Raw genomic sequence first — 2691 nt, forward strand, 5'->3', positions numbered from 1 at the left:
ATCCGCTAGATACAATTAGCCGAGAGCAAAAAGTAGAATTACTCCATTTGATTGATAAAACTGCCCGTTCGGAAGATCCTCGTGTTATTCAGGTGAATGCCAACTTGTCTGCAGTATATGAAGAGATGCTAGTTGTAGCCACAGACGGTACATTAGCCTCAGATATTCGCCCATTAGTACGTTTATCTATTTCCGTACTTGTGGAACAAAACGGCAAGCGTGAGCGTGGCTCAGCCGGAGCTGGTGGACGTTTCGGCTTAACGTGGTTTTTAGAACCAAATGCAACAGGATTTAGCCGAGCAGAGGCTCTTGCAAAAGAAGCTGTTCGCCAAGCACTGGTTAATCTTACTGCCATTCCTGCCCCAGCTGGCACAATGCCGATTGTTCTTGGTGCCGGCTGGCCCGGCATTTTATTACACGAAGCAGTTGGACACGGTTTAGAAGGCGATTTCAACCGTAAAGAATCTTCACTTTTTACAGGCAAAATCGGGCAGATGGTTACCTCCGAGCTTTGTACTATTGTTGATGATGGTACTGTGCCGGATATGAGAGGCTCAATTACGGTTGATGACGAAGGTGTGCCTTCACAACGCAATGTGTTAATTGAAAATGGGATTTTGAAAGGCTATATGCAAGACAAACTCAATGCTCGCTTAATGGGTGTTGAACCGACAGGCAATGGCAGACGAGAATCTTATGCACACTTACCGATGCCACGAATGACCAACACTTACTTAACCGAGGGAAACCACGAATTTGAGGAAATGATTGAATCGGTTGAATATGGCATATACGCTCCGCATTTCAGCGGTGGGCAGGTTGATATTACTTCCGGCAAATTTGTGTTTTCTACCGCAGAGGCATACCTGATTGAGAAAGGTAAAATTACCAAACCGGTAACTGGAGCAACCCTTATCGGTAGCGGTATTGAAGCAATGCAGCAAGTTTCAATGGTAGGTAAAAAAATGGAGCTCGATCCCGGAATTGGCACTTGTGGTAAAGAAGGGCAATCTGTTCCGGTCGGTGTGGGACAGCCGACTGTGAAGTTAGATAAAATTACGGTGGGTGGACGTGGATAGCCTCCGTCCAATTTGCAAAATTTAGAAAAAATATCACCGCTTGAAGCGATAAAAGGAAAACAAAAATGGCTTGGGTACAAATTCGTTTAAATAGCACAGATAAACAGGCTGAAGAAATCAGCGATTTTTTAACAGAGATTGGAGCAGTATCCGTTACTTTTATGGATAGCCAAGATACGCCAATCTTTGAACCTCTTCCGGGCGAAACTCGTCTTTGGGGCAATACCGATGTGGTTGGCTTATTTGATGCAGAAACAGATATGAATGTTATCGTAGAAGCATTAAAAATTAGCAAATTAGTTGATGAAACTTTTGCTCATAAAATTGAGCAAATTGAAGATAAAGATTGGGAACGTGAGTGGATGGATAATTTCCACCCAATGCAGTTCGGCAAACGTTTATGGATTTGTCCAAGCTGGCGTGAAGTGCCTGATCCGAATGCAGTTAATGTGATGCTCGACCCGGGTTTAGCATTTGGAACAGGTACACACCCAACTACTTCCCTCTGCTTACAATGGTTAGATAGCTTAGACTTAGAAGGCAAAACTGTGATTGATTTTGGCTGCGGTTCCGGTATTTTAGCGATTGCTGCATTAAAACTCGGTGCGAAACAAGCAATCGGGATTGATATCGACCCACAAGCAATTTTAGCCAGTCAAAATAATGCGAAAGCGAATAGTGTAGAAGCTCGTTTACAACTCTTCTTAGCCAAAGATCAACCCAAAGATTTACAAGCTGATGTTGTAGTAGCAAATATTCTTGCAGGTCCATTAAAAGAGCTTGCTCCTAACATTATCACTCTTGTAAAACCAAATGGTGATTTGGGATTATCGGGTATTCTTGCAAGCCAAGCTGAAAGTGTATGTGAGGCTTATAGCCCATCATTTGAGCTTGATCCTGTAGTGGAAAAAGAAGAATGGTGTCGAATTACAGGTCATAAAATCTAATCTAAATAAAGCCCTGTTTTAAGAAAAAATGGGGCTTTATTTATATCTTCTCCACATCTTTCAGGAGAAATATCCTTTATAACCTTTTTATAGCTACAAGCGGTATAAATTAAGAAAAATTTTACAAATATAGAAATGAAAAAACCGACTCAAATGAGTCGGTCTTCTAAATAATGGCAGGGGCGGAGAGGCTCGAACTCCCAACACCCGGTTTTGGAGACCGGTGCTCTACCAATTGAACTACGCCCCTATTGATAGCTTTTTTCTTGTATGAAAAGAGCGAGTATTAGACTCGCTTTTAAATAAATTGGCGGAACGGACGGGACTCGAACCCGCGACCCCCTGCGTGACAGGCAGGTATTCTAACCAGCTGAACTACCGCTCCGCTAAATTCTTAGATTGATAATGCCCTACTCTCACATGGCGAATCACCACACTACCATCGGCGTTACTGCGTTTTACTTCTGAGTTCGGAATGGAGTCAGGTAGAGCCACAGCACTCTGGTTATCAATCAAATTCTTTCTATTTAGTCAGTCTACTACTATCTCATTCTATCTACTAATAAACTCACTAAATAAAAACCCGACGATGCTCTACTCTCACATGGCGAATCACCACACTACCATCGACGTTACTGCGTTTTACTTCTGAGTTCGGAATGGAA

The 2691-nt window shown here is 42.6% G+C and carries 2 protein-coding genes, 2 tRNA genes and 2 rRNA genes; 2 read left to right on the forward strand and 4 right to left on the reverse strand.

Annotation, left to right across the window (positions count from 1 at the left end; genetic code table 11):
* Window positions 1-1079: metalloprotease TldD (tldD, locus tag ACJHV0_RS09820; protein WP_483134079.1), on the forward strand; the 1079-nt coding region annotated here is incomplete at its 5' end.
* A 65-nt stretch (window positions 1080-1144) separates the two neighbouring features.
* Window positions 1145-2026, forward strand: coding sequence for a 50S ribosomal protein L11 methyltransferase (prmA, locus tag ACJHV0_RS09825; RefSeq protein WP_025236927.1), 882 nt, complete (start codon window positions 1145-1147; stop codon window positions 2024-2026).
* A 174-nt stretch (window positions 2027-2200) separates the two neighbouring features.
* On the opposite strand, the gene ACJHV0_RS09830 is transcribed toward prmA, so the two are convergent.
* The 4 genes from ACJHV0_RS09830 to rrf (ACJHV0_RS09845) all read right to left on the reverse strand — a co-directional run.
* Window positions 2201-2276: transfer RNA gene (locus tag ACJHV0_RS09830), tRNA-Trp, on the reverse strand.
* A 58-nt stretch (window positions 2277-2334) separates the two neighbouring features.
* Window positions 2335-2411 (reverse strand) — tRNA-Asp (locus tag ACJHV0_RS09835).
* A 12-nt stretch (window positions 2412-2423) separates the two neighbouring features.
* Window positions 2424-2539, reverse strand: a 5S ribosomal RNA gene (gene rrf / locus ACJHV0_RS09840).
* A 68-nt stretch (window positions 2540-2607) separates the two neighbouring features.
* Window positions 2608-2691, reverse strand: a 5S ribosomal RNA gene (gene rrf / locus ACJHV0_RS09845); the annotation flags it as partial.

Source organism: Mannheimia sp. (assembly GCF_056854775.1).

Excerpts from the sequence above, each read along its gene's own strand:
- prmA (WP_025236927.1), top strand. The coding sequence starts at position 1,145 with ATGGCTTGGGTACAAATTCGTTTAAATAGCACAGATAAACAGGCTGAA.